At 34.4% G+C, this 21,438-nt stretch carries 16 protein-coding genes and 3 pseudogenes; 5 read left to right on the top strand and 14 right to left on the bottom strand.

Annotation, left to right across the window (positions count from 1 at the left end; translation table 11 throughout):
• Nucleotides 1-53: 53 nt before the first annotated feature.
• The 4 genes from lsrB to AZF08_RS18225 are packed head-to-tail and all read right to left on the bottom strand — an operon-like array spanning nt 54 to nt 4,556.
• Entirely contained in the window at nt 54-1,097 is a 1,044-nt protein-coding gene (lsrB, locus tag AZF08_RS18240; protein ID WP_033677988.1) for an autoinducer 2 ABC transporter substrate-binding protein LsrB, read from the bottom strand.
• Nucleotides 1,094-2,092 (bottom strand): ABC transporter permease, encoded by a 999-nt coding sequence (locus AZF08_RS18235; protein ID WP_033677986.1) that lies wholly within the window; start codon nt 2,090-2,092, stop codon nt 1,094-1,096. Before AZF08_RS18235 ends, lsrB begins: the two co-directional genes overlap by 4 nt.
• Complete coding sequence (locus AZF08_RS18230) at nt 2,089-3,066, bottom strand: ABC transporter permease subunit (protein ID WP_033677984.1); 978 nt, start codon at nt 3,064-3,066, stop codon at nt 2,089-2,091. The genes AZF08_RS18235 and AZF08_RS18230 overlap by 4 nt, the downstream gene beginning before the upstream one ends.
• Nucleotides 3,063-4,556 carry a sugar ABC transporter ATP-binding protein gene (locus AZF08_RS18225; protein WP_033677982.1) on the bottom strand — a complete coding sequence of 498 codons (1,494 nt, stop codon included), beginning with the start codon at nt 4,554-4,556 and terminating at the stop codon, nt 3,063-3,065. Before AZF08_RS18225 ends, AZF08_RS18230 begins: the two co-directional genes overlap by 4 nt.
• 179 nt (nt 4,557-4,735) lie before the next feature.
• Here AZF08_RS18225 and AZF08_RS18220 point away from each other — a divergent pair, with 179 nt between their 5' ends.
• Genes AZF08_RS18220 through lsrF form a run of 4 tightly spaced genes read left to right on the top strand, consistent with a single transcriptional unit; the run spans nt 4,736 to nt 8,425 of the window.
• Nucleotides 4,736-5,686, top strand: coding sequence for a sugar-binding transcriptional regulator (locus AZF08_RS18220; protein WP_200875237.1), 951 nt, complete (start codon nt 4,736-4,738; stop codon nt 5,684-5,686).
• Nucleotides 5,686-7,248: an autoinducer-2 kinase gene (gene lsrK, locus AZF08_RS18215; protein WP_033677975.1), complete on the top strand. Its 1,563-nt coding sequence runs from the start codon at nt 5,686-5,688 to the stop codon at nt 7,246-7,248. The genes AZF08_RS18220 and lsrK overlap by 1 nt, the downstream gene beginning before the upstream one ends.
• A 25-nt stretch (nt 7,249-7,273) precedes the next feature.
• Nucleotides 7,274-7,636 (top strand): cupin domain-containing protein, encoded by a 363-nt coding sequence (locus tag AZF08_RS18210; protein ID WP_033677973.1) that lies wholly within the window; start codon nt 7,274-7,276, stop codon nt 7,634-7,636.
• Nucleotides 7,637-7,642: 6 nt separating this feature from the next.
• Entirely contained in the window at nt 7,643-8,425 is a 783-nt protein-coding gene (lsrF, locus tag AZF08_RS18205; RefSeq protein ID WP_033677972.1) for a 3-hydroxy-5-phosphonooxypentane-2,4-dione thiolase, read from the top strand.
• 80 nt (nt 8,426-8,505) lie between these two features.
• Here the strand turns inward: lsrF and AZF08_RS18200 are convergent, their stop codons facing one another.
• From AZF08_RS18200 to bla, 3 genes and pseudogenes are all read right to left on the bottom strand, one after another.
• A complete protein-coding gene (locus tag AZF08_RS18200; RefSeq protein ID WP_033677970.1) occupies nt 8,506-10,491 on the bottom strand; it encodes a penicillin-binding transpeptidase domain-containing protein in 1,986 nt (661 codons plus the stop codon).
• Between the two features lie 287 nt (nt 10,492-10,778).
• On the bottom strand, nt 10,779-12,914 hold the full coding sequence (locus AZF08_RS18195) for a peptidoglycan D,D-transpeptidase FtsI family protein (protein ID WP_033677966.1): 2,136 nt from the start codon (nt 12,912-12,914) through the stop codon (nt 10,779-10,781).
• A gap of 228 nt (nt 12,915-13,142) precedes the next feature.
• A pseudogene (gene bla / locus AZF08_RS18190) lies at nt 13,143-13,917 on the bottom strand (subclass B1 metallo-beta-lactamase).
• 142 nt (nt 13,918-14,059) lie between these two features.
• Here bla and AZF08_RS18185 point away from each other — a divergent pair.
• A pseudogene (locus tag AZF08_RS18185) lies at nt 14,060-15,833 on the top strand (peptidoglycan D,D-transpeptidase FtsI family protein); the annotation flags it as partial.
• A 17-nt stretch (nt 15,834-15,850) separates the two neighbouring features.
• Here the strand turns inward: AZF08_RS18185 and AZF08_RS18180 are convergent.
• The 7 genes and pseudogenes from AZF08_RS18180 to AZF08_RS18155 form a co-directional block, all read right to left on the bottom strand.
• Nucleotides 15,851-16,678, bottom strand: a complete 828-nt coding sequence (locus AZF08_RS18180) for an SH3 domain-containing protein (RefSeq protein ID WP_033677962.1) — start codon at nt 16,676-16,678, stop codon at nt 15,851-15,853.
• Entirely contained in the window at nt 16,675-17,199 is a 525-nt protein-coding gene (locus AZF08_RS18175; protein WP_033677960.1) for an RNA polymerase sigma factor, read from the bottom strand. The genes AZF08_RS18180 and AZF08_RS18175 overlap by 4 nt, the downstream gene beginning before the upstream one ends.
• A gap of 624 nt (nt 17,200-17,823) precedes the next feature.
• Nucleotides 17,824-18,150 carry an antibiotic biosynthesis monooxygenase family protein gene (locus tag AZF08_RS18170; protein ID WP_033677959.1) on the bottom strand — a complete coding sequence of 109 codons (327 nt, stop codon included), beginning with the start codon at nt 18,148-18,150 and terminating at the stop codon, nt 17,824-17,826.
• Between the two features lie 119 nt (nt 18,151-18,269).
• Nucleotides 18,270-19,487: an MFS transporter gene (locus AZF08_RS18165; protein WP_033677958.1), complete on the bottom strand. Its 1,218-nt coding sequence runs from the start codon at nt 19,485-19,487 to the stop codon at nt 18,270-18,272.
• 104 nt (nt 19,488-19,591) lie between these two features.
• A complete protein-coding gene (locus AZF08_RS18160; protein ID WP_033677956.1) occupies nt 19,592-20,635 on the bottom strand; it encodes an ArsR/SmtB family transcription factor in 1,044 nt (347 codons plus the stop codon).
• 136 nt (nt 20,636-20,771) lie between these two features.
• Nucleotides 20,772-20,885 (bottom strand): annotated as a pseudogene (locus AZF08_RS31820) (kinase); the annotation flags it as partial.
• Entirely contained in the window at nt 20,885-21,427 is a 543-nt protein-coding gene (locus AZF08_RS18155; protein ID WP_033677953.1) for a GNAT family N-acetyltransferase, read from the bottom strand. The gene AZF08_RS18155 and the pseudogene AZF08_RS31820, both read right to left, overlap by 1 nt.
• Nucleotides 21,428-21,438 lie beyond the last annotated feature (11 nt).

The raw sequence follows: 21,438 nt of genomic DNA, 5'->3' as shown, positions 1-21,438 counted from the left end.
TCAAAAAACAATAAAAAGTTCATCCCCTTTTACATAGGAATGAACTTTTTACATTAAAAATTATATTTATCAATATTATCCTTCGTAAACACGACTCGTTCTGGTAATACAATAATGCCATTTCCATCAGCTTCATAATCGTAGCCTTGGATAGAATTCGGTTCTACTTTCACTTTTCCGATTCCCGCTACATCAAAAGTATCACCAACTTTTAACTTTTTCCCTTTTACTACAATTTCATTTGCGACATAAGTTGCTAGTGCAGCTTGTTGTTTTACATCCCATAATCCAAATTGTTTTACCGTCCCACGTTTCACATAATCTCGCATTACATTTGGAGTTGAAAATCCTGTCACAACTACCTTTTTATCCATCTTTAAATTTTCAGCAGCTTGCGCCATTGCTGGTAGTGCTGTCGCATCGGGACAAATTATCGCATTAATATCTGGATATGTTTTTAAAATACTCTCTCCAACCGATAGTGATTTTTGCGCGTTATTTTCTCCGTACTGCGTCGTCACAATTTCCCAGTTCGGATATTTCTCTTTTATGATCTCTTTCGCCTTTGTCACCCATTGATTTTGATCTGTTACAGTCGGGCTTGAATAAAAGAATGCTACCTTTCCTTTATCTCCAATTTGTGATGAAGTCATTTGAATTAATAAATTAGCAAGCTGTTCCGGCGTTCCTTGACTTATATAGAATGAGCGGTCTTTCGGATTTACATCAGAGTCCCATGTTAAAACTGTCATTCCCTTTTTCTTCGCCCGTTGTAATGATTGTGAAAGTCCATCAACCGATGTAGATGAGACCATTAATGCATCATAGTTTTGATTAATAAAATTATTTATATATTTCACTTGGCCTGATACACTTGCCTCTGATGATCCATCATATTTCACTTGTACACCTAACTTATCTCCCATTTCTTTTGCCCCTTCACCTCCGGATGTAAAGAAGCCAACCCCTGTTAATTTTGGAATGAAAGCAAATTTCACATCATCTACTTTTTTCTTATCTGCTTTTTGACTAGAGCATGCGATTAAGCCGATTACACAAACGCACATAATAATAAAAATCCCCAGTTGTCGTTTCATGACATTTCCCCCTTATGCAATTTCCTTCTTTTCCACATTGTGATTTGCTGTAATTTGAAATGCCTGATCATAACAGAAAGAATAAGTATGATGCCAACAACTACATTTGACTGTTCATTCGTTAAGCCTGTCATTTGCAAACCGTACTGCATCATTCCAATGCATATGCTAGCTAGTACGGTTCCGAGAATACTACCCTTTCCACCAGTAATGAGCGTGCCACCTAATACGACTGCTGTAATCACCGGCAAAATTGTCTCGCTTCCAATATCAGCACGTGCTGAGCCAAAATATGCAGTTAAAAAGGCCCCTCCTAATCCACCTCCTAACCCAGAAAGAATATATGCAATAATGACTACCTTTTTTGTCCGAATACCAGAATACTTAGCGGCTTTTTCATTTGCACCTGTCAGTATGACATAACGGCCATACTTTGTTCGATGAAGTAAGATTGTAAACAACGCAGTCAAAAGAAAAAGTAACCATAGTAAGTTTGGGAGTCCTAGAAAGCTACCATTTGCCAGTTGTACGTAAGAATCTGGTAATCCGCTTATTCCTTCATATCCTGCTGCATTTGATCCTCCTGAAATAACAAGTGCTATTCCTGAGTATAAAAACATCGTTCCAAGTGTAACAACAAGTGGTTCTACATCTGTCATTTTAATAATTATTCCGTTGATACCTCCTGCTAAACAACTTATCAAAATAGCAATTATTACAGCTAAAACAATCGAGATACCATTCATCCAAAGTACACCAATAAGAATGGAAGTAAGTCCCATGATCGATCCTACAGATACATCGATCCCACCTGTCACAATAACAAAGGTCATTGGAATTGCAGCAATTGTAATAAAAATAAAATCATTCATGCTGAAAAGTAAATTACTAATATTTAAAAAATCACTATTTAACAAACTAAAGAGGATGAACTCTATGATAAGTAATAAAATCAGAACGCCTTCCCATCTTAAAACTCCACGTACATACTTCATAGATTCATCCCTCTCTCTCGTAAACGGCGCATTTCCTTCCATTTTTTTAAGATGCTATCTAATACGATAATTAACAAAAGTAAAAAACCAGATATAGCACTGTTCCAAAAAGCAGGTATTTTTAAAAAAACTAGTGAACTACTTATAACTTCTAAAAAAATCGCTCCCAGTGCTGCTCCGAATATAGAACCCGTACCCCCTTTTAGATGAATCCCCCCGAGAACAGCTGCCGCAATTACTTGTAGTTCAATACCCGTACCCGTTTGGTTTGGTACAAAACCGATATTCATAACAAATATGCATCCGGCAATTGCTGCACTTATTCCTGAAATGATAAATGCATATATTTTCACTTTGTCTACTGGTATTCCAATAAGGCGTGCCCCGTCTTCATTATCCCCGGCAGCATAAAAATATCTTCCAAAAGGTACTTTTGTGAGGAAAATATATAATACTAGTAAAATACCAAAAACAATCCATACTGTAATAGGAAGCCCTAGCATCGTAACAGAAGACATTTTTTTATAATCATTAGGAATATCTTCAATCCATTTTCCGCCTGTATATATCAACATCGTGCCTCGGATAATCCCTAACATTCCTAGCGTCATAATAATTGCAGGTACACGAAACTTTGTAACCCCAATCCCATTTACTGTCCCAATAACAGCTCCAAGCAATACTGTAATAACGATCGAAATAACTATATGATGCCCGTTTGTCAAAAGCATCCCGCAAATAGCAGCGCTTAATCCCATAATAGAGCCGACCGAAACATCAATATTTTTAGTGAATAATACGAACGATTGACCAATGGCTAGTATGACTAAAATAAGACTTGATTTCATAATTAAAGAGAGCGAACCAAACTGGACAAAATCAGAATTAACAATCCCTACGAAGAGTATATAAATAAATAATAAAATGACAATAGAAGTTTCATGCATTTTCAGTAGATTAGAAACCACTTTCATTCCGTTACACTCTCCCTTCCTCCATATGCGAGACGTGTAACTTCATCTATACAAACTGTACCTTCTTCTAAATGAGAGACGAGTTCACCATTCCTCATAACATACACACGATTGGCTAATTGAATAATTTCTTCTACATCTGATGAGATTAATAAAATTGCAAGACCTGATTGTTTTAAATGTTGAATTGCCTCATACACTTCTAATCTTGCTTTCGCGTCAATTCCACGTGTTGGTTCATCAAGAATAATTAGTTTAGGTTCACAAGCAAGATACTTAGCTAATACAATCTTTTGTTGGTTTCCACCTGATAAGGATGTCATTTTGTCATCTATATCATGAACAACGATCCTAAACTTTTGAATATACGACTCAGATAAAGCGCTTTCTTTTTTGTGGTTTATAAAAAATGAACTAAGTCGCTGCAAAGAAGCTGAAGTTATATTCTCTTTAACCGATCCAATTGCAAAAATTCCATTTCCAGCCCGGTCCTCAGGAACATATGCAATTCCTTCATCTAATCTTTTTTTCGTAGACCAATCTGTAATTTTCTTCTCTTCTAATAAAATATTACCGGTCTTGGCTGTTCTTAATCCGTAAATTGTTTCTGCTAATTCTGTCCTACCTGATCCAACAACACCAGCAATTCCAACAATCTCTCCGGTATTTACTTGAAGTGAAATATCCCGAAATGCATAGCTCGATAAATTTACTATCTCTAATATTCGTTTAGAATATTTCATCGCTTTATGAGATGCTTCTTTCTTTTCCTCCTGTTGATAATCTTTGGGCAGTAATCCCTCCATTAGCATGTCATATGTATAATTTGATACGTTCCCTTGACTTACTATCATTCCATCACGTAAGATAGCTACTTTATTCGCAATTTCAAAGATTTCTGGAAATCGATGTGTAATATAAATCATACCGATTCCTTTTTCCTTTAAGCTTTTCATCAGCACAAAAAGACTCTTTATTTCATGAGTTGTTAATGTCGATGTTGGCTCATCTAAAATAAGAATCTCAGCTTCTCTTATTAATCCTCTTAATATTTCTACTAACTGTTGCTGCGCTATGGATAAAGAACCTCCAAGTTCATTAAGATGTATATCCCACCCTAAACTTTTTATCAATTTTTTTAACTTTGAACGAAGCTCTTTCTTTCGGGCTTTTATTCCAATACATATATTTTCTTCAATTGTCATATGAGGAAAAATTAGTGGCTCTTGTGGAATCAAATAAATACCATTACAATGTGCTTCTGCTGGATTAGAAAAACTTCGTAATACTCCTTTTACATACATTTCTCCAGCATCATATAAATATAAGCCTGTTAATATTTTCATTAGTGTTGATTTTCCTGCACCATTTCCGCCTACTAGCGCATATACTTCTCCGCGCTTTAACTCCAAAGTAACTTCTTTTAACACAAGTTGACCGGAAAATGACTTACTTATCTGTTTCACTTTTAATAATGGAACAGACCCCATACCTTTTCACCTGCCTTTGTACACAACAATTTTTGAGAAAATGATTTTTTGTTCTACTTGTTTTGTAGCATTGTATATCCCTTTTTTCATATCTAGAACACATTTTTCTTCAAAACAATTGCTACTTCTAACGGTATAAATAAAAAAATAAACACATATGTTTAAGCAACGGTCAATTGTTGAAAGGGATGAAGAGAATGTCACAGCCGAACTTTGAAGAAAATTTGTTAACAAAAGTCGCCTGGTATTACTATAAAGATCATTTAACGCAGCAAGAGGTCGCCTCATTACTTCATATTTCACGAAATAAAGTTGTTCGTTTACTAGATAAAGCGCGAGCTGAAGGCATCGTTACCTTTCATGTAAAAGGTACTGGTTTACATTGTTTAAGCATTGAACGTGAACTAATTAAAACCTTTCATTTAAAAGACTCTTTTATTATTCCTACACCGATGGAAAACCCTACCTATTCTTTAGGGAAGGCTGCCGCACAGTATTTAGAAACACATCTGCAACAAGGAGATTTACTCGGCATTGGCTGGGGAGAAACAATATCAAAAATACTAGAAAATATCCATTTCGAATCATCTATGCAGCTTTCTATCGTTACACTTACTGGCGGGGTAAATCACTACCTTCCTAGAAAACAAAGCTATTTAAATCATGTGCAAGGAGAGCTCCATATCATTCCTACACCATTTTTAGCATCTACAAATGAAATGGCGCAAAGTATCCTTTCAGAACCATCCGTTAAAGATATGTTGCACGTCGCTTCACTTGCTAACACAGCAGTGGTCGGTATTGGTGGCTTATCTCATGAGGCAACAATTTTAAAAGAAGAAAAAATAACACTTCGGGAAATGACCTATATACGAAGTCAAAACGGGGCTGGAGATATTTTGGGACAATTTTATAATGCACATGGAGAAGTACTAGAACTGCCCCATCACACTCGCCTAATTGGTACACCTCTTTCCACTCTTCGAAATATGAAGCATGTAGTCGGTGTAGCTGGAGGTGAAGAGAAGCTGGATGCAATTTACGGGGCCTTAAAAGGTGGATTCATTCATACATTAATCACCGATGAAGCAACTGCACTCTCTCTATTAAGAAAGGAAGGTGACACATAATGTCTGCTCTATTAGCATACGATGCTGGCACTGGTAGTATCCGGGCCGTCCTTTTTGATTTACAAGGGAATCAGCTCGCTGTTAGTCAAAAAGAATGGTTTCATAAACCAGACACTCGTTATCCCGGCTCTATGAACTTTGATGTTGTACAAAACTGGAAACTTGTACAAGAGTGTACGAAAGATGTACTTCAAAAGAGCAACACAAACCCTTCTTCTATTAAAGCCATTAGCGCAACAAGCATGCGTGAAGGATTTGTTTTATATGATAAAAATGGTTTCGAGATATGGGCATGTGCAAACGTTGATGGTCGTGCTTCTCAAGAAGTAAGTGAATTAAAACAAATACGCGTTCATCTTGAAGAAGATTTATATGCCAAATCGGGGCAAACTTTCGCGTTAGGTGCTTTACCTAGACTACTATGGATTCAAAAACATCAACCTGATGTATATAAAAACATTCATTCCTTTACGATGTTAAACGATTGGATTCTTTATAAATTGTGTGGCGTATTGCAAATAGATCCTTCAAACGGATGTACGTCCGGTATATTCCAATTACAAAATAGAACTTGGGATCATGCGATTGCTGATCAATGTGGCCTAAACCTATCCTTTTCTCCAAAAGTAAATGAAGCCGGCACGGTTATTGGTCATGTAACAAAACAAAGTGCAGAACTAACTGGATTACAAGTGGGAACACCAGTTGTTGCTGGTGGTGGCGATGCCCAAATGGCTTCGCTCGGTTCAGGGGTCGTGAATCCAGAACAAACTTTTATTTGCGGCGGCAGCTTTTGGCAACAAGAAGTAAATATAACAAGTCCAGAAGCTGATCCAAATGCTCGTATTCGTGTAAATTGCCACGCTATCCCTACACTTTGGCAATATGAGACAATCGCTTTTTTCCCTGGTCTCGTTATGCGATGGTTTCGAGATGCTTTTTGCCAAGAAGAGAAACAACTTGCTACTAAACTAGGTGTAGACGCTTATGAATTATTAGAAGAACAAGCAAAACATGTACCGGTCGGATCATATGGTATTATGCCGGTCTTTTCAGATGTAATGAATTATATCTCTTGGCGCCATGCAGCACCTTCTTTCATCAATTTAAGCTTAGAAGCTGATAAATGTGGGAAAAAAGAATTGTTCCGTGCAATTGAAGAAAATGCTGCATTTGTAACACTCGGAAACCTAAAATTAATAGAAGCTTTAACAGGAAAATTCCCTTCTGAAGTGATATTTGCGGGTGGCGCTGCAAAAGGAAAACTATGGCCACAAATTGTCGCAGACGTTCTTGGAGTTCCTGTCAAAGTACCAGTTGTAAAAGAAGCCGCCGCTTTAGGAACAGCAATTGCTGCCGGAGTTGGTGCTGGTGTATATGACTTTATGGATGCAACCTCACAAAAATTTGTAAAGTGGGAAAGTACATATGAACCGAATACTGAAAATCACAAACTATATCAGCGATTCTATCAAACATGGAAATCAGTTTATGAAAAACAACTCTCACTAGCAGATGAAGGGTTAACATCACATATGTGGATTGCACCAGGTGCGCTGTAACACATTACATAAAGGAGTGAACAACATGCTCAAAGTAAATGAAGATGATTTCGCCTATCGCTTTGGTAACAATGGTCCTAAATATTTAGTGAAAGGCCCTAATATCGACCTTGGTATTGTAGTCATTCAGCCCGGTCAAGAGTTTCAAAATCATTATCATACAACATGTGAAGAAATTTTTTATGCTCTAGAAGGTGAAATTGATTTCTATATTGATAATGAAAAAGTTCCTGTAAAACAAGGCGATGTCTTACAAGTTCGTCCTCATGAATCTCACTATCTGATTAACCACTCAGATCAAATCTTTAAAGCTGTCTTTATTAAGTCACCTCATTTACAAGAAAAAGATACTGTACAAACAGAAAATCCAAATTTAACGAAGGAGTGATTTACAATGACTTGGGGATTTCAAAATCGTTTAAATACAATATTACCTGATGGAAAGGCTGTTATGTTAGCGATTGATCACGGTTATTTTTTAGGTCCAATTCATGGATTAGAACAACCTTTAGAAACAGTGAAGAATTTACTTCCCTACACCGATTCTCTCTTTTTAACAAGAGGCGTACTAAACGCTTGTATTCCTGAAAACTGCAAAACACCGATGGTTTTACGTGTTTCAGGTGGACCAACTGTAGTTGGCAAAGATTTAGCAAATGAAACCATTGTTACACCAATCAAGGAAGCATTGCGGCAAAATGTGGCCGGAGTTGGTGTATCTGTTTTTGTTGGTTCCGATTATGAAACACAAACAGTTTCCAATCTAGCAAATGTTGTTTCTGAAGCACATGATTACGGTTTACCTGTTCTCGGCATTACAGCTGTTGCAAAAGAACTACAAAAACGAGAAGCACGATTTTTAGCACTTGCATCGCGCGTCTGCGTTGAAATGGGTGCTGATATTATTAAAACGTATTACTGCGAAGGATTTGAAAAAATCACAAGCACATGCCCTGCTCCAGTCGTCATTGCAGGAGGACCAAAATTAGATTCAATCGAAGCCGCTTTAACCATTACGTATCAAGCATTACAAGAAGGTGCCATTGGCGTTGATATGGGACGAAACATTTGGCAGTCTGAACATCCAGCTGCAATGATTCAAGCGATACATGGTATTGTCAAAAATGGCTTGAATGTGAAAGAAGGACTGGAGTTGTATAACGAAGTGAAGAGTTAAAAGAAAAAACATCGTTTTGGAATGTTTAAATGATGTTTTTTACTAAAAAAGAACCCTTTTTATAAAAGGGTTCTTTTTTGTCACTTCTGAAAAACATGTTTTATTTTTTCACCTGGAACGTTGCTTCCTCCTCTTCCCTTTACATCTTCAATCATCATGGTAACAACCATATTCGGTGCATTTGCATCGAAAGCTGCAAACCATCCAAGTTCTTTTCCATCCGCCTCTTTTGATTCTTTAAGTTCTGCTGTACCTGTTTTACCAGCAAGAGTTATACCATCAACCTTAGCAATTCTCCCCGCACCATCGGAATCATTAATTACCTTTATTAACGCATTCTTTAATATTCCTTGACTTTCTTTAGAAATCACATTTTCTTTCCAATTTTCCGCTTCTTTTTCTTCTTTTATAAGATAAGGCAACGGAATATTTCCTTCATTTATAATCGGTGCATATGTTAATGCCAAATGAAGAGGCGTCATTAATACTTGTCCTTGTCCGTATCCTGTGTCTGCCAGTTGAATATCATTTTTTATCCCATCTTTTGCAATTATTGAAATAGGAAATTCGTATTCGATTGGTAACTTTTCATGAAATCCGAACTTCTTAAGTTCACTTAAATACTGATCTTTTCCTATTTTCAAAGCTTGTTGTGCAAAATAAATATTATCAGAGTACTTCATTGCCTTATCGAAATCAATTGGACTAGCATCTTTCACACGTGTTACATAGTAATTTCCCCACGATGAATCTTTTGTCCACTTTAATCCTTCAATTTTAAATTCTTCCTTCGGATTTATCGTTTTCGTTTCCAGGCCAATTGCACCTGTAATTGTTTTAAATACAGACCCTGGTACAAATGCCTGTGTGAAGCGATTTATCATTGGCTTTTTCAAATCATTATTCCATGCTTCACGTTGTGCTTTTGATGCTCCTCTGACTATCATATTCGGATTATAAGCAGGACTACTTACTAGTGCAATTGTTTCACCTGTTTTGGGATTGATCGCCGCACTAGATCCTGCTTCATTTTTCATTTCATTAAAGATTTTTTCTTGAATTGCAGCATCAATTGTTAACGTGACATTTTTTCCATCTTGAGCTTCTTTTTTTGCTAAGTTTTTAATCTCTTTTCCGTTCACACCTTCCATAAATACGCGTCCACCCTTTTCACCGCGCAATTTATCTTCTAATACTTTCTCTAAACCGCTCTTACCTACTAAATCATCTGCTTGATATCCTTTTTTCTGAAGCGTTTTTAACTCCTCTGCATTTACTTGTCCAATATACCCTGTTAAGTGCGCTGCCGCTTCTCCTAATGGATATGTACGAATTTTTACTGGGCGAGACGAAACACCTTCCAACGAAATATAATCATTTTGCGTTGTCCCTTCTGGTAAAATACCAATTGGTACATAGGAATCTGGTTTTATCCATTTTGCTGTGAGCTTCTGGTCGACCTCTTCTACAGACATATTAAGTAATTGTGCTACTGTTTCTTTCGTTTGAGCTGCCGCTTCTCCTAATTTTCCTGGAATAATCCCAATTTCAGTTGCTTTTCCATTCGTTGCAAGTCCATTTCCATTTCGATCATATATTTCGCCGCGTTTTCCTTGCTCTGTCTGCATACGTACTTTATAATCTTTTTTCATATCTGGAAAAATGAAATCTGGAGTCCAATCTATTTTCCAAGATTCCTTATCTCCATCTTTTTCTTTAACAAGTTTTGCTTCATGCGAAAAAGAAATTTCTCCTCCTACGGTATCCATGCTCACTTTAAAAAGAAAAGGTCCTTTATCTTCTTTATCTTTTTTTACTTTTCCTGTTTCTACTTTCAAATTTTGAACTTCAATACCCGCATAAATCTTTTCATATTTCTCCGTAAAATCTTTTTTCGAAATGTTTTTTTTGGCATTTTCTGATAACTTATCATACATATCTTCAAATTTTTGCTTATTCCATGCTTTTACATACGTATTAAATGCTTGTTCTGGCGTTTCTTCTTTATTACACCCTACCAACACAAGTACGAAACAAAAGAAAAGTAGCCCCCATATTTTTTTCAATTCAATCTTCTCCTTCTTTTAATTAGATTAATAAATTGCCATAGGTAGTATATATCCACTAGTTCTTCACTGGCCCATAAGAATCTAAGATTTGATAATTTCATATCGCCTGGTAGCAAAGGTATTATCAAAAAAATGTGAAATAACAACTGTAATAGCTGCTATTTCACGTATCAAATCTAATTCTTTTATTCTCTTGTTCATAAATCCTTTTATATCTTATATACACAGAATTTCTTGAATCCTAGTAATAATTATCTTTCCTAAAGAGAGATGCTAAATTTTTACTAATTTTGATTAGAGCTATCTGTATTGGTAGCTTCGCCATTCATACGTTGCTTTTTCAAATCAAAGTATATATCTAATATATCCTTTCCAATTAATGAATTAATACCAACTTTATCGTTATGAACCCAAGGGACTACTACAGAAAATGCTATTTCTGGATTATCATATGGAGCATATCCAACTAATGTTAAATTGTAGCAATCAATACGTTTCCCCTTCTCATCCCTCCCAATTTTATTATCTCCTCCATATACCGTCTGAGCTGTTCCAGTTTTCCCAGCTGGTTTATACGGAGCCTTTTGGAAATATTTCACACCAGTTCCATCGCCTTCTTGAAATACCCATCTAAAACCTTCTTTTACTCGATCAATATACTCTGTCTTCGCATCCACTCGATTTAACACAACAGGCTCTATAGATTGTATAACTTTTCCAATCTCTTCTTTTTTTGTTGTTTGTTCTCGAATCTCTTGGACAATTTGAGGCTGCATTCGGTATCCGCCATTTGCAATCGTTGAAATATATTGTGCTAATTGTAGTGGTGTATACGTATCATACTGTCCAATAGAAAAATCTAATAAAAATCCAGGTTGGCTATCTTTCTGCCTCGTTTGCCCAGTTATTTCATTCGGTAAATTGATTCCTGTTGGGACTCCTAAACCAAATTGTTTAAAATAATAACGCATTGTGTCAAATGCTGCTTGTTTAATATCCAATGAACTATCTGGTACATAATTCACTCCGGCTATTTGTAACGCTGTATGAAACATGTATACATTAGACGATATTTGTAAAGCCCTTAAATCATTAATATTCCCAAATCCAGATACATTCCATGATTTTTTAAATCTCGTACCTTTAAACTTCATAGGTACGTCATAAAATTGAGTCCCTGATTGTATAGCTCCTGTTTGGTATCCAGTTAATAAAGTAGCTCCTTTTACAGCTGATCCTAACTCATAAGAAGTTACCATGTTGCCTAATGCAAAATCTTCTATTTCTGTTTTCCCATCTTTTTCTACAAACCTCTTACCAGCCATAGATAAAAGTTGTCCCGTTTTTGGATCCATCATGACAACAAAAGCACGATCCATTAATGGTTCTGAACTTTTAAAAGCTCTTAAATTTTTTTCTATACTTTCCTCCACTTTCTTTTGTAATTCCATATCAATTGTTAATGTCAAATTGTTACCACTTTTTCCTTTAGAAACTGTTTCTGTCTGAATAATGTTTCCTGCTTTATCAGTTGTATTTTTAACTTCTTCTTTTGTTCCATGTAATACATCTTCATATCGTTGTTCAATATAACTTTTTCCAACGCGATCATTACGATTGTAACCACGTACCAAATAAGAGTCTAAGTGTTCTTTGGGCAGTCCTTCTTCAGCGCTTGTTATATTACCTAATACCGAACGGAATAAATCACCATTTACATAATTACGTTCCCAGTCAACTGTTGCATCTACACCTGGAAATTTTGCTAAATTTTCACTTATCCTCGTATACTCTGGCTCTGTCACATCTTTTTTTATAATTTGTGGTGTCATTTGATAACCAGAACTCATTTTACTTTTAATAGCTAACACTTTTAAATCTTGTGGCGTTAACTCTGCTAATTCTTCTTCTGTAATACGCTTTCGTCTTAACTCTTCAATTTTCTTATCTAACTCTTTTCCCTCTATGCTCTTTTTTCTCAACTTTTCCTCATCTTGCTTCGTAATCTTTGCTTCGGCACGTTTCTTATTTAATTGCATCCAAAAATCTTTTTTATCTATCTCGGTTAACTTACTTATGTCTTCTTCTGGTATTTCAAGTACATTTGCAAGATCTTTCGCCGTTTTTAAAATACTTTCAGAGGATACTCCCTTCAATCTTGTATACGTAATAGTACGAATGGGTCTATTATCAACAACTGGTTTACCTTCTCGATCATAAATTTTCCCTCGAGGAACTGAAATACTTGTTGTTGCATTTTCATTTTTTTTCACTTGATTCTTATAAGTCTCTCCATCAACGATTTGTACTTTTCCTAGCTGAATAATAATAGCTGAAAATAGTAAAAACACACAGAAAAACATTAAATTTAATCGGATAGGAATATGTGTTTTCTGTTTCTTTCCTTTTTGTTTTTTCATAAATCCTCCGTTTTTTATTCTTTATGGATTTCATGCCTATTAACATGTTGTCTTCTTTCATAAACTTGTAATTTGGATAGCTTCACAGGTAAAAGAAATTGAAATCGTTCTCCTATATCGAAATGAAATAAGAGAAACCGCATTCTATCATAAGCAGCTCCTCCTATTTCTCATACATATCTACAAAACATACGTTAGACTGTCACTCTATATCATGCGAACTTCATATTATCCTTTGTAATTTTTTAGTAAATCCAATGTATGAGTAAATAAACGATTATCTCCTGGATCTCCATGTCCTGGTACAACAATGTTTTTATTTTTGTAGGTCCCCTCTATTTTTTTTATAGCTTTTGACCAATTAAAGAGATATGAACCTGGAGTTTGTACAATTTCTCGCGTATCTAAAGATTTTACTAAACATCCTCCAAATAATATTTTGTACTGTGGCAACCATACTGTAATATTATCTTTTGTATGTCCCTTTCCTGGGTAATATGTTTTCACCTTTGTATCTCCAAATCGCATATTTTCGATTTCCTTCAAATCTCCTAGAGGCTTATCAAAGCCTTGTTGCTCTGCTAATTTAGCAGTTAAAGCAGTACTGTGTACATTGATACCTTTTTTAGTCCCCTATACGATCGTCATGCGCATGCGTCATAATTGCCTCTGTGACCTCTTTTTTAGGAAATTATTTTTTTAATAGCTGAAACAATTGATCTGTAAGAGCATCATTCCAAGGTGTATCAATCAGCACTAATCCTTTTGACGTTTCAAGAATTAAACCATTTGCAGGAATACGTGTTCCGTTTACTACTCCAACACTTGTATGCATCCATACCTTTGGATGCAACTGTGAAATGGATACATCCTTCTCTTGAACTTTGTTTTTTATTTGCTCTACTTTTTCCGCAGCATGCACTGGAAATATTGAACTTGCAAATTGGCTAAACCCCAATATACTTGCGCATAGACCTATTTTTACTATCATTTTCTTTTTCATTATCATTGCTCCTTTCTTAGCAACTTTTTTCTAAAAATGCTATTACACTTAATAGACAATCCAAATAATAAAGTTGTTCCCACATTTACAAAAAAAATAATAAATTTTAAGATAGAATAGAATCTGGATAAGGGAGGATTTTATGTTACATACAAAATTGAAAATATGGATAATTTTAACTATCTTTTTCATTTTAGGAGTTGTTTTAACGATTTTATTCAAAACAAGTTTTATTTCGTTTGCTATCACAACTTCTTCAACTGAAAGAGGTAAAATTATTGATCGAAATGGAGTCATACTAGCCACAAATAAAAAAATAAAATCTCTGTATTATGTTTATAATAATGGCTGTCCCACCAATCAGGAGGTAACGGATCTATCAAGTTTTTTAAATAAATTTTCATCCACATTTCATCATAAAATTTCAGTAGATGACATAAATTCAAAATTACAAAAATTTTGTAAACATCATAATAAAAGCGAAATACTATTACAGGCAAACATAAATGATAAAGAGTTAACATTTATAAGCGAAAATAAATTTCAAAATGTAATAATAAAAGATGAATTGATACGTGTTTACCCACAGCATGAAATTGCTTCACAAGTAATTGGGTATGTAGATTATGAAAAAAACAGCTCTAATTCTAATTATGTTCCTGTTGGTAAAAACGGGGTTGAACTTCAATATGAAAACGATTTAAAAGGAGTCCCAGGAAAAACTCTCACTTTTAAATTAAAAAATAAAAAGTTCTTATGGAATATCCAAAGTCCCCAAAAAGGGAAAGATATTCAGCTAGCACTAGATTATAAGCTTCAACAAAAAACAGAAGAAGCACTAAAATCTCAAATTCAGAAAACACCCGATGCTAATGCCGGTTATGCTGTAGTAATGGATGTAAAAACCGGAGAAATATTAACTATGGTAAACTCACCAGATTTTGATCCAAATATACGAAATACACATTTATCATCTTCTGAAAAGGAACACATAAATTTACTTGCTCAAAATAAAGCGATCCAAAAATTAAAGTATGATGAATCCTATGTAAATATGGGATCAACAATAAAACCCCTTACTATTTTAATTGGTTTAAACGAAAAACTATTTAAACCTGCTGATACATATTTAGATAAAGGCAGTTTTCAATATAATAATCAAAATAACATCACCAATGCCGCTGGAACTCCAACTGGTGAAATTACACCAAGTCAAGCTATCATTAATTCATCCAATACATTTATGACAGCAAAAGTAGCGATTCCATTATTTAATCAAAATAATGGGAATTTGGACAAAGTAGCAACCATTTGGACAAGTTATTTAAAACAATTTGGCCTCCGTTCCAAAACTGGTGTTGATTTACCCTTCGAAGAAGCAGGACAATACAAATTACATACATCTGGTAAGTTTGAAAATGGCATTTCCGCTTTATTGAATGCCTCTTGGGGAGGAAACGAAGTGCATACTCCTCTTCAACTCGTGCAATACGCAGCAACACTGGCAAACAAAGGGGACAAATACAAACCTAAAATTGTTAATGCTATCATTGATAACAATGATAAAAAAAGGAAAGAACTCAAACCAATTTTAGAAAGTTCAAATCATTATCCTGCAAGTTTCTGGGACGTCTTACAAAATGGTATGAGTAACAATATACAAGAAATTAAAAACTTGCCTTTTGACGTTGCTGGTAAAACAGGAATAACTGGGTCACCGAACAAACAAGAAAAGGTTATAAATCATTCTCTTTTTATCGCATATGCCCCTACTAAAGATCCACAAATCGCTATTTCTGTTATTATTCCTGGTGGTGATTTCAGAACAAAAGGGGCAGCTCCTGTTGCAGCTAAAATTTTTAGCGCTTGGGATACTTTTCAAAAAGAGAATAAAAAATAAAGAGACAGGTTCACTTTATCGAACCTGTCTCTTTTACCATATAGAATCTATATTTTTTATCTTCCACATACCATCCTTTTGTTTTTCGAAAGTGAAAGAATACTTAATATCAATTGAAATATACTCTTTTTCTACATAGCCTGTATAACCATTGATTGTTGTTATTTTTATATATCCATCATTCTTCGTTTTTTCTGGAATCCAAGCTTTTACTGTTTCATTAGACACTCTATATATAACACGTGAATCCCGCTTTGGTTCAACTAAAACTTTCGTTTCCTTTCCAACAACCGTTGCATACACATAGCGTTCCTTCTTTGTTTGATTACTTTCTGCCAATCCACTAGGTATTTTATATAATGTTTTAGTATCATTCACAAATTCCCCGCCCATTGCAAGAGCTACTTGTATATCATGAAAAATATCTTCATCAAACTTCCAATCATTTTTATTATACTGTTCTCCTTTAAAAACAAAATTTTCATCCAGCACTCTATATAAATCATTCTTATTTTTTAATATCGTATTTTGATTTAATTCATCCATAAATTGTTTTAGGGATTGATCTTGATCAGATTCATCTTTTACCTTAACCTCAATTTGGGTACTACTTTGTACAGGCGGTTCATTTTTTCCAAGCCAGAATTGTTGAGAGTTAAACAGCACAACTGTAAAAACTAGAACAACTGCAACAGTAAATATCTTTATCCGAAATGGCCGTCTATATTTAGGACTATCTTCTTCCCTATTTTGGTATATAGATTGTTTTATTTTATAAATAAATTCCTCTTCGTCTTGAGGCTGTTTCATTGGCCCGCTTTTTAATTCTTTATACCAATCCGGCTTTCTATCATTGTTCATAATTCATCCTCCGCTAATATTTTTGAAACCCGTGCACGAGCGCGATGTAGTCTAGATTTCACAGTTCCAATAGAAACTCCTAATGTTTCAGCAATTTCATCATAAGATAATTCATATTTTGCATCTAATATTAATACTTCACGATGTTTTTTTGGCAAATTTAATACAATGTCCCAAACTTCATCCATATTTTCTTTTTGAAAAAATTGTTTTTCTGCTGACGGATAATCCTTATCATTTTTAAAGAAACTTACTAAAGAAATCCTCTTAAAATAGGATGACTTCAAATAATTTAAAGCTGTATTCCTTGTAATTTTTAATAACCATGTTTTAACAGAGGACTCATTCCGAAATGAATCCCACTTGTTAAATACTTTTATAAACACATCTTGAGTTATATCATCTGATAAATGTGTATCTTTCGTAATAATAAATGAATAATTCCATACATCTTGCCAGTGCGTTCTTATAACATAATCAATTTCATCATGATTACAATTTTCAATAACCTTATGTTCCATCTCAACACCTCAAGCTTATTTAAATAAGCATAAAAACCTTTCTTCGCGTTTTATAATTGACTCCATTATATAGACAAGATAACAGATTTTTTTGTTCCATTTACTATTAAAAATAATACTTAAAAGTTCTGTTATATAAATTTCAAGATACTTATATGCAATCTTTTCAACCTACTATAGTCATAAAAACATCCCCCATTTTCTACAGCCTGTATCATTTTGAAATCTGTACATTTACCTATATGTGGTTAGAATTATCTTTTCATATTTATTTTGCTTAACATAGTTTTTTTAATATTGGCGGTACCTATCTCCCGCAAGGCAGGACTGAATTCCCAATGGATTTTTACTTATATTGTTTACATGTGTAATATTATTTGTGCTTGTTAAATAAATTACACATACCAAATAAACTTTGAACAAATATATCAAAAACTCTCAAGGTAATTTATTTAGCAGTTGTAGTATATGAGTACATTTAAAGGTTTTATAAAACAAAAAATACACCACTACATATTGTGTGATGTATTCTTTCATATATTATAGAAAAGACATTGGTATTAAAAGGCTTCATGACACCTCTATGTCTTTTATTTTACAAAATTTATTTCCTTCTTTTTTTGATTATGATTGTTGATATGCTGATTTTGAAGCCTTCACATAATACACAGCATGCTCAGATTTCAAAATATGTTCTGGTTTTGGCTTCCCGCGACTTGCTCTATGCCCTGCTAAATGCTCTTCACTTGTCTCCCAGTTTTTCCATGCATCTTCAGATTCCCAGCGAATCATAATAACAACTTCTTCGTCCCCTCTTCTTGCCTTCTTAACGAGAACACTTAAATCGATAAATCCTTCAAATTTTTCAATGATTCCTTCTCCCGAAAAACGTTGAACAACAAGATCTGAAGTCCCTTCTTTTACTGTAAGCGTTTTTGTTTCGATAAACATATATTCCACTCCCTTTTGTATGCAAATACTTCTAGTATTCTTTCATTATAGTTGATTTTGATAATTATTTTCAATTAAAACGATTTATTAATTTTTATCCATTATATAAAATCCAAACATTACGCCGATTTCTCCTCAATTGATTCATCGAGAAATTTAAAATATGACAATAACATACCTACAGTTGATGTTATACATATAACCAATCCAATCAATATATATAGCGCTCTTACTCCCCATATTTCACTCAATACTCCCCCAACTAGAACACCTAATGGCATCGCACCTCTTATTAAAAATAAGCGTACAGAAAATATTTTCCCCATCATATCATTTGGCACAGTTTGTTGGCATATTGTCGTGTTATGAACATTAAAAAACGCCATACATACACCAGCTACAACTTCAATGATAATTGCTAAAAAGATACTATGATTCAGGCCTAGTGCAATATATGTTATTCCTCCTATTAATAACGCCCCAAGCATTAGAAAACGCCGACTATGGTACCGCACTTTCCCAACAAGTATAGAGCCAATTACATATCCAAGGGGAAAACCTGCCATAAAATATCCATAACTAGCATAACTTGCTGAAAACTCATCTATTATATATGGAAGATTGATCACCATAGTTACACCTACTCCAAATTGAACAAATGTGAGAAAAACACTTAACCAAACAATAATAGGGTGTTTGAAATAATATGTGAATCCTTCAATAGATTGCCTTAACCAACTTTTACGAACTGTTTGAGTTACTCTATGTTCCTGAATGAACAATAGCAAAATACCACTTATAAATAGAAATAAACAAACGAAAAATAAAGTCAGCTTTACTCCTATAAACTCAATAACAATTCCTCCTAATACAGGAGCTAAAAACATCATAAGGCGAACCATTCCATCAATATAAGCATTCGCTGTTTGTAGCTCTTCCTTTAATACAATTGTTGGTGTAATCGCTTGATTGGCTGGTACATAAAGTGGGGTGATGCAACCCACTATTATTTGTACAACAAAAATATGCCATGTTTCTACATTTCCAATGATTATCATAAATAGAGGGAGTAAAAAAGCGAGTCCACGTGTCCACTGAGATACAATCATAATCCATTTCCGACTCCACTTATCAATGAAAGGACCAATAACAAGTTGCAAAAGAAGTGATGGAATAAAGTAAAGTAACCACATACTTCCTAAAGCCATTTTTGAGCCTGTTAATTGATAAATAAGAATGGAATTGCATAGCGTACCGAATGCACCGCCTAATTCAGAAATCGCACTACCAATCCACATAAATAAGAAGGATCGATTTTTTAAAATGTTTTTCCCCATTTCGCACCAACTTTTCTTTTTTATTTTCCCTCCTACTGTGCATGTTCTATAAAGGTAAAATCATTTTATCTTTTACCCTTGGATGTACAAATACAATTTCATACTCAACGATTTAAATAAAGTTCCAACTCTTTCGATATAGTCTCTACTGCTTTCTTTTTCAAAACATATTTAGAATCCTGAATATCGACTAATTTCGCTGACCTAAGAATCTTCAAATGATGATGAATTGTCGATTTTCCAATTTTTAATTGTTCCGTTATCTCCTGCAATGTACGATCTTTTTCGAACAATAATTTTACAATGCGTAATCTTGCTTCATCACCCAATGCCTTATGCTTATGAACTAAAAAGTAGTTTGGCTGATATGGGTCTTCCGAGTTTATGCTTTCATTCGCAATTGGATAATGAAATACTTTTGTATCCTCAATATCTGCTTCAATATTCCAAGGACGATACGTATATTGCGGGATAAGAAGAACCTGATGTACACTTGGTTCTGGTAAATATGTAACGCCACCTGTCGCCCATTCCACAAATTCTTCGGCCTGCATCTTTTCGTTCATTTTACATTTTGTTTCATAGTCTTGTTGTAATATACATAACAGTTTGTCTGCTGCGGGTTCAATCACAACTTCATACCATCCGGTCATAACAGCAATAAGGTGCTCTTTGAGTAGCTTCACGTCCGCTTTACATATGAAATCAATATAAGCGGGATAAAATCGATTATTACTCGTTATCTCTTTTAATTCCTGCATGGCTTCCTGTTCTCCAATCGCTGCCTTCTTTCTTGTTTCTTGATATTTATACCCTACAAACGGAAGACATACACATTTTAAATCCTCTTCTGATATTGCATTTACATACTGAATAAACTCAGGTAAATCCGTAAAATCTTCTTGATATAATAGTTGTAACAACGCTTTCCACGTATTATGCTTCTCTACAAAATGTAAATGTTCCAGCATTTCCACTGATAATGATTGTCTAATCTCTTCCCACTCACTTTGAGATTTCTCTAACGTATCAATAAGTCTTTTATGAGTAATCGCCGCAATCCCAAGCGCACATTCAAAAAGTAATGAATACTTGATTTGAACGTCATATGTCTCCCTTTTTCTACTGGTCAAATTCAATACTTCCATCTTATCCCCCCTTATTTGGTTATTTTTAAAATTCTACAAACATCAAATTTTCCCTTCTATATTTATAGAATTTTTAATCGTTTCCAATAAGTTATTTAAAATACAAAAAGACGCATGAAAAAATTATTCATGCGCCTTTTAACTGCTTTACCAGCGTTGTTTTCCCTGAACGACTTAAACCATCTATCCCTAAAATAAACCGATTACTTGTATTGCCAGCAATAATTTTTATTAATTCATTCAAACCCATTACTTTTGCCATTCTTCTTCTAGCAATGAATATATTACAGTATCGTGAGCAACACCATTTTGAATCATATATTTTCGAAGTAATCCTTCTTCTTTAAACCTAGCCTTTTTTAATAATTTATGCGAAGCTTCATTTTCTGTATAAACAACTGCTGCGATTCTTATTAGTTCTAGTGTTTCAAATCCATATGTAAGGATCTTTTGTAACGCCTCTGATGCATACCCTTTTCCCCAATATGTATCATCTAGTTCATAACCAATTTCAGCTCGCTTATGATTTTGATTCATTAAATGAAATCCACATGTACCGATTAATTGATTTGTTCCTTTTAACTCTATCCCCCAGCGTAAAACATTACCCTCTTCATACCTTTTTCTAAAAGTTTGAATCGTATGTTTCACTTGTTCCATATCTTGAAAAGAGTCCATACCAAAATAGCGGATGACTGACTCCTTTTCAAAATAACGAAACATTGCTTCTGCATCCAATAATGTGAGTTCTCGTAGTACTAAACGCTCTGTTTCTAAATTAGGAAACCCCATCCTCGTTTCTC

The organism is Bacillus gaemokensis (genome assembly GCF_001590835.1).
Classification (GTDB): Bacteria; Bacillota; Bacilli; order Bacillales; family Bacillaceae_G; genus Bacillus_A; species Bacillus_A gaemokensis.
Note: the sequence above shows the minus strand (reverse complement) of the source record. Positions and strands in the feature narration are given on the sequence as shown.

Bases quoted from the DNA above. Each gene is read 5' to 3' on its own strand.
- AZF08_RS18165 (WP_033677958.1), bottom strand. From the start codon at position 19,487: ATGGGGAAAAACATTTTAAAAAATCGATCCTTCTTATTTATGTGGATT.
- AZF08_RS18155 (WP_033677953.1), bottom strand. From the start codon at position 21,427: ATGGGGTTTCCTAATTTAGAAACAGAGCGTTTAGTACTACGAGAACTC.
- AZF08_RS18170 (WP_033677959.1), bottom strand. From the start codon at position 18,150: ATGTTTATCGAAACAAAAACGCTTACAGTAAAAGAAGGGACTTCAGAT.
- AZF08_RS18225 (WP_033677982.1), bottom strand. From the start codon at position 4,556: ATGGGGTCTGTTCCATTATTAAAAGTGAAACAGATAAGTAAGTCATTT.
- AZF08_RS18210 (WP_033677973.1), top strand. From the start codon at position 7,274: ATGCTCAAAGTAAATGAAGATGATTTCGCCTATCGCTTTGGTAACAAT.
- lsrF (WP_033677972.1), top strand. From the start codon at position 7,643: ATGACTTGGGGATTTCAAAATCGTTTAAATACAATATTACCTGATGGA.
- lsrK (WP_033677975.1), top strand. From the start codon at position 5,686: ATGTCTGCTCTATTAGCATACGATGCTGGCACTGGTAGTATCCGGGCC.
- lsrB (WP_033677988.1), bottom strand. From the start codon at position 1,097: ATGAAACGACAACTGGGGATTTTTATTATTATGTGCGTTTGTGTAATC.
- AZF08_RS18235 (WP_033677986.1), bottom strand. From the start codon at position 2,092: ATGAAGTATGTACGTGGAGTTTTAAGATGGGAAGGCGTTCTGATTTTA.
- AZF08_RS18160 (WP_033677956.1), bottom strand. From the start codon at position 20,635: ATGGAAGTATTGAATTTGACCAGTAGAAAAAGGGAGACATATGACGTT.
- AZF08_RS18175 (WP_033677960.1), bottom strand. From the start codon at position 17,199: ATGGAACATAAGGTTATTGAAAATTGTAATCATGATGAAATTGATTAT.
- AZF08_RS18230 (WP_033677984.1), bottom strand. From the start codon at position 3,066: ATGAAAGTGGTTTCTAATCTACTGAAAATGCATGAAACTTCTATTGTC.
- AZF08_RS18180 (WP_033677962.1), bottom strand. From the start codon at position 16,678: ATGAACAATGATAGAAAGCCGGATTGGTATAAAGAATTAAAAAGCGGG.
- AZF08_RS18195 (WP_033677966.1), bottom strand. From the start codon at position 12,914: ATGAAAAAACAAAAAGGAAAGAAACAGAAAACACATATTCCTATCCGA.